The sequence below is a fragment of the Sporosarcina koreensis genome (genome assembly GCF_001531445.1).
Taxonomy (GTDB): Bacteria; Bacillota; Bacilli; order Bacillales_A; family Planococcaceae; genus Sporosarcina; species Sporosarcina koreensis_C.
This window is the reverse complement of sequence record NZ_LQYA01000182.1, coordinates 1-5,361: the sequence shown is the minus strand read 5'-3', so window position 1 is coordinate 5,361 and position 5,361 is coordinate 1. Positions and strand designations below refer to the sequence as shown.

4 protein-coding genes are annotated in these 5,361 nt (G+C 47.4%); all 4 read right to left on the bottom strand.

Annotated elements, in window-relative coordinates; all coding sequences use genetic code 11:
* The coding region (locus AWV70_RS16785) for a CpaF family protein (protein ID WP_235588726.1) at positions 1 to 1,087 on the bottom strand (1,087 nt) is incomplete at its 3' end.
* Positions 1,088 to 1,100: 13 nt separating this feature from the next.
* Complete coding sequence (locus AWV70_RS16780) at positions 1,101 to 2,270, bottom strand: AAA family ATPase (protein ID WP_235588725.1); 1,170 nt, start codon at positions 2,268 to 2,270, stop codon at positions 1,101 to 1,103.
* 24 nt (positions 2,271 to 2,294) lie between these two features.
* Complete coding sequence (locus AWV70_RS16775) at positions 2,295 to 3,095, bottom strand: flp pilus assembly protein CpaB (RefSeq protein ID WP_153010033.1); 801 nt, start codon at positions 3,093 to 3,095, stop codon at positions 2,295 to 2,297.
* A 475-nt stretch (positions 3,096 to 3,570) separates the two neighbouring features.
* Positions 3,571 to 4,443 (bottom strand): endonuclease I family protein, encoded by an 873-nt coding sequence (locus AWV70_RS24785; protein WP_414714845.1) that lies wholly within the window; start codon positions 4,441 to 4,443, stop codon positions 3,571 to 3,573.
* Positions 4,444 to 5,361: the final 918 nt, after the last annotated feature.

Here is a 5,361-nt window from a genome sequence, read left to right as displayed (position 1 = left end):
CGAGCGCACCGACGATATATTCCCGAATGACAGTCGAAGGCAGATCCATGCCCGCCATGATGACCATCGATTCGACACGCCGCATCGCATCGGCAGGCGAGTTGGCATGGACTGTCGTCAAGGACCCTTCATGTCCCGTATTCATCGCCTGAAGCATGTCGAACGCTTCCCCGCTTCGGACCTCACCGACAATGATTCGGTCCGGACGCATCCGAAGCGCGTTCCGCACGAGATTGCGGATTGTCACTTCCCCCTTTCCTTCCACGTTTGCCGGTCGTGCTTCCATGCCCACGACATTCGGTCGGTCGAGACGCAACTCAGCAGAGTCCTCAATCGTAATGACCCGTTCGCCATGTGGAATGGAAGCGGCGACGACGTTCAAAATCGTCGTCTTCCCGGAGCCGGTACCACCGGAAATAAGGGTGTTCATCTTCCCTTTCACGACGCCTTGCAGGAATCTTGCCATCGTTTCATTCAATGAATCGAAACCTAGCAGATCTTCCATTTGGAAAGGCTCTTCCCGGAATTTCCGAATGGATACCAATGTCCCTGAAAGGCTGACAGGCGCAATGACGGCGTTGACACGGCTGCCATCGGGCAATCTGGCGTCAACCATGGGGGAGCTTTCATCGACACGTCTTCCTAAAGGTGCGACAATCCGGTCGACGATATGCCGAACATGTTCATCATCCCTGAATGCGACATCCACCATTTCAAGACGACCCATCTTCTCGATATACACTTCATCGAAACCATTGATGAGAATTTCAGTAATCGTGGGATCTTTGATAAGCGGCTCCAGCGGCCCATAGCCGACTGCTTCGTCAAGGATCCTTGTGATCAAAAGATCTTTATCATTCCGTGAGATGATCACTTTCTCTTCGGACATGAAATGAGAGACATACTGCTCGATCCGTAGACGCATTTCACCAGATGATAATTGGGTGAGTGCCTCCAGATTCGTATCCCTCAGCAATCTCGCTTTGTAGTGATCGACCAATTCATCGACAAGATGATTTTCATACTTATAAGAGGACGATTGCTGTTTTGCCAATTTCTCTTTGCGCCGTTCGAATAAAGAACTCATCCTTCACCACCTCCTACTGCTTTGCGACTTGACGGGCGAATTTCCGGATATCCTTGGCAAACGGAATCAGTTTCCTCTCCTTGGCTTGCTTCCGAACCGGCTGCCCCTGATTGATGAATGATTGAAGACCTTTCGTGTCTTGCCTAATCGAAGCGATGATCGGGTGGCGCAGCACATTTTTCAAATCCTTCTGTTTCACTTCATAGTTCTTCGATAATTTATTCAGAGCGATTTCCATACGGCTCGTCAGGACAAGCCCGAGCCTTTCCGACAACTCCTCGTACTGTTTCATGATTTTTAATGAAGGGGTGTCCGGAGTAAGGACGTAATAAATCTTATCCGACTCCTCCATCGCCGTAACGACGAGCCCGTTAATTGAGGACGGCAAATCTACGACGACATAATCGAATGATCGTCTGCATGTCCGAAGCAACTTAGCGATGAATTCCTCATCTAGTGTTTCAAGTATTTCTGCATCACATGGACTGATTAGGACTTCCATTTTGGAATGCTCCTGCGTTTGGGAAACGTTCCGGATATGGCTTTCGTTCAGCTCTTCAATGACGGGCTGCAAGTCGGCAAGCGATCGGTTTGATTCGATGGAAAGCAATGTTTCGACGCCGCCGAACTGCCCGTTCAAATCGATGAGAATCACTTCTGCTGATGACTCGAGCTTCATTGTTTGTGCGAAAGATGCAGCGAGCAGTGAACAGCCACTCCCCCCTTTCCCGCTATAGAATGAAACGATCCTCCCTCGGCCGCGTCCAAAACTAGCCGTAGCCGACTCTTCGTTTTTCGCCTTCTTAGCCTCGTAGCCTTTGACCATGTTCGGGAATCTGCTTGAGAATAGGCCCGCCTCTTCCGGAAAGACGAAAAACTCATCTGCTCCCGCCCTCGTCATATTGCGTAGCAAACCAAAGTCGGATGCATTCGCAATGAACAGGATGAGTGCATTCGGATTGATGATTTTCAGCATTTGAACGACTTCGACCGATGTATCGGCTTCCGTCTGACCAAAGACGACGATGTGCGCCATTTCGCGATTCATTTCCCTCACTGCTTCATTCGAACGTACACCAATGACCTGCTCCGATTTCGTCTCGGCAATGGTTTTCAACTGCGACATAAGCGCATCGTCATCAGAGACGATCATAATATTCAACTTATTTTCCAACTGCCTCACCCTTCGATAAGTGACTGTCCACCTTTATTCTACTGAATATTCCGACTTTAAATCTGGTGATTCTTCTGTTTTATCTGCTCCGCCATCTTTACTTTCAGTGTCTTTTGCAGCCGATCCTTCAGACTGTTCGCTGGCTGGTTCCTCTACTGGCTCTTCCTTTTCCACTGAATCTGTTTCACTGTCGGATGTTTCTACTGCGTCTCCAAATGAAGATGCCTGCCCGACGTTCGCCTTCAACACACGGATATGCTCGGCGTAATTTTGCATATGTATTAAGCTAGGTGCCTCGTCAGCCGTCACTTCCACCGCGATTCCGGAGAAATTGTCATTTGTTCCTTGCGCGAAAGCGACTAACACGTCTTTCATGAAGACCTGTGTCTTCTTCTTTCCATTGTCATTTGTCGAAACGATGATGTCGACCCGGTCCAAAGCCGTCAGCACCTGATCGAACTGGATCTTATCCGTCCGATACATCGTGACGAGGCGATTGTTGGCATCCTGCAGATTTGAAACTGGCTTGATCATGTTTTTCGTAATGATGTCCCCTGGATTCAATGGGACGATTGATACTTGATGTTCGAATTCGTCTGCGGAAAGTATATGGCTATCCGTTACGAACTTATTGGGGATATCCATTTTCGTCACTTGTGAAGCTGCAATCGGTGATCGGGAAGGGATCGATCCCTTAGCAATGTAAATCGATGTCATTCCACCTAAGTCCGCATTCAATTCTTTGACCTTTTCCAGCACGAGATATCCTGTCACAGCAGCTAATATGAAAGCCAGTATTAAAAATATCGCCGCACGCCTCTTTGCCTCTAACATCCCAATCCCTCTTTCATCCTAACGAAATCCGGAAACCTCCCACTCTATCTCTCGTTTGGTAGATTCCTATGTTCATTATTAATATCATTGTGTCGAATGTATGTCAAAATCGTGACAGACGGGCTCTAAACTCGCTGAGACATTAGACATTGGACTAAAGGGAAGTATTGGTTGTGCAAGTTTTTCCAAAATCATTTCGCTTGAGGGCCTATGGAGAAAAACAAGGTCAAAAATCATATTTTCTTTTGTCATTCGCAACTTATGAATCATTTTCCATTTTCTGAAAACCTAGAATTGAAGATATTTGATTTCAAGACTATGGTAATGCTAGCTAAGTTGCTTTTTCCGTATATTTGGAGGATAAAAATTGTTATTGTTGTATAGGATTGTCGCCTCATTGTAAGTGTGTTTTTGAAAAATGCAACGTACTTACAAACGATAAAAAAGACTAGAGGCTCCTCTAGTCTTTTTTTCATTATGAAGCCTTTTTCAGATCTTCTGAACCGGCACTTTGCCAGATCGATTGCACCCATTCAGGATGATCAATGAACGGGTTTCGGTTACCTTGCCATTGTTCGATTGTTTTGTTGCGGTTTCTTTCAAAAGCATCGACAGGGTCCATTTCATGCCATTCCAATAGGACGGAGAGCTTTCCATGGTATGGATTGCTGCCATTGTTCAGGCGTTCATTCAACTCCAAGTCAACGCGGTCGCCCGGTTCGTAACGGGTAGCCATATAGAACAGCATCCTTGCTACGTCACCTTTCACGCGATCGGGCGGTTCCCATGAGTTAGCGGACTTGAAACAGCCATCACAGCCTTTTACTGCATTTCCGCCATAGTCGAAATCCAAGTTGCCGCGAGCGCTATTCACCTGGACGTCAGTCGGACGCAAATGGTGGATATCTGTTCCAGGTCCTTTGCTCGTACCGAAGTCGCCGTGCGATTTTGCCCATACGTGCTCCCTGTTCCAATCACCGACATTTCCGCCGTTCCGATCTTTGGAGCGCGAATCCCCTGAATAGAGCAGAATGACGTTGTTCGGATTGTTCGGATCCTTATCTGTCTCCTTCAACGCTTCCCATACTTCCGCATACGACAGCTGGCGATGGTCAGAAATGATGTCGTGGAGTGCCGCTTTCAATTCCTGCCCTTCCTTTCCGATTGCATTTTTGTAGTAGCTGTCCGCCGGCACTTCCTCGTTTGTAACAATGACAGAGAAGCTTGTTGTTACAGATTTATCTCCATCCCTCGCAGTGACCCCTACGATGTGGCTGCCCTCTTCGAGATTCAAAGTGAGGACATTTGTCAGGAGATCGACTGTTCCTTTCGTTGCCGAAAACGTCAGCTTATCGCCATCCGGGTCACTGAAGTGTTCGGAGAGGGCGATTGAAATCGACTCTCCAGGTTTCACTTCCTGGTTCGGAATCGGTTTCAAAACGGTAGGTGCGTTGTTTACTACAGGCACGCCGATCCGCTTCCCTTTCGAATTGTAGAAGATGACTCCGGAAGGGTCTGCCCCTTTGACAAAGTCGATCCTCTTGATATTTTCTGCACCTCTAATTTCGAGCGGATGCGAGCCTTCTATGATGATATGGCCCATTTCCGCATCCTTAATGTGGACGATCAAGCCTTTTTTCTTCGGCTGCAGTATGACCGTATTCGTCTTGAATCCTTCACCAGTCAGCTCGGCATAGTCCCCTTTCAAGTACATGCCGTCCTTCAACGACGATTGCGCGTCCATATAGACAGCAACGCTCGGTTCCGCAATCATCAATTGCTTTTTATGTTCATTGACGAGATTGTAAAATTTCTTGATCGGAACAGGTTCCCAAATGACCGGTGCTTCGAATCCAATCTGCACCATGACAGGATCATGATCGCTAGCTCGTCCAGCCATATCCGTGAAATCTGCGTTGATGTGCAAAATGTCGATGGCTGTTTGATCCGCCAAGTTATTCGACACTAAAATATGATCGAGTACTTGGGAGTTTCCTTGGAAAACGTACGAATAACGGTCAGCCGCATCGACATGGTTGATCATATTCGTCATGAGGCTGCCTTCATGGATTTTCAAAGGCTCCGCAAATTGGAAGTCATTGAAATCCCCAAGAGAGACGATATTCGCTTCAGGATTATCCGATTTGATTTCAGAAATGAAATCATAGACGAGCTGCGCAATCTGTTTGCGCTGCACTTCGCTGCCATAGACTGGCGGTTGAACGGATCCGAATAGCGGTGTATCACCGTTTTTTGAATTCCAATG

Bases quoted from the DNA above. Each gene is read 5' to 3' on its own strand.
- AWV70_RS16775 (WP_153010033.1), bottom strand. From the start codon at position 3,095: ATGTTAGAGGCAAAGAGGCGTGCGGCGATATTTTTAATACTGGCTTTC.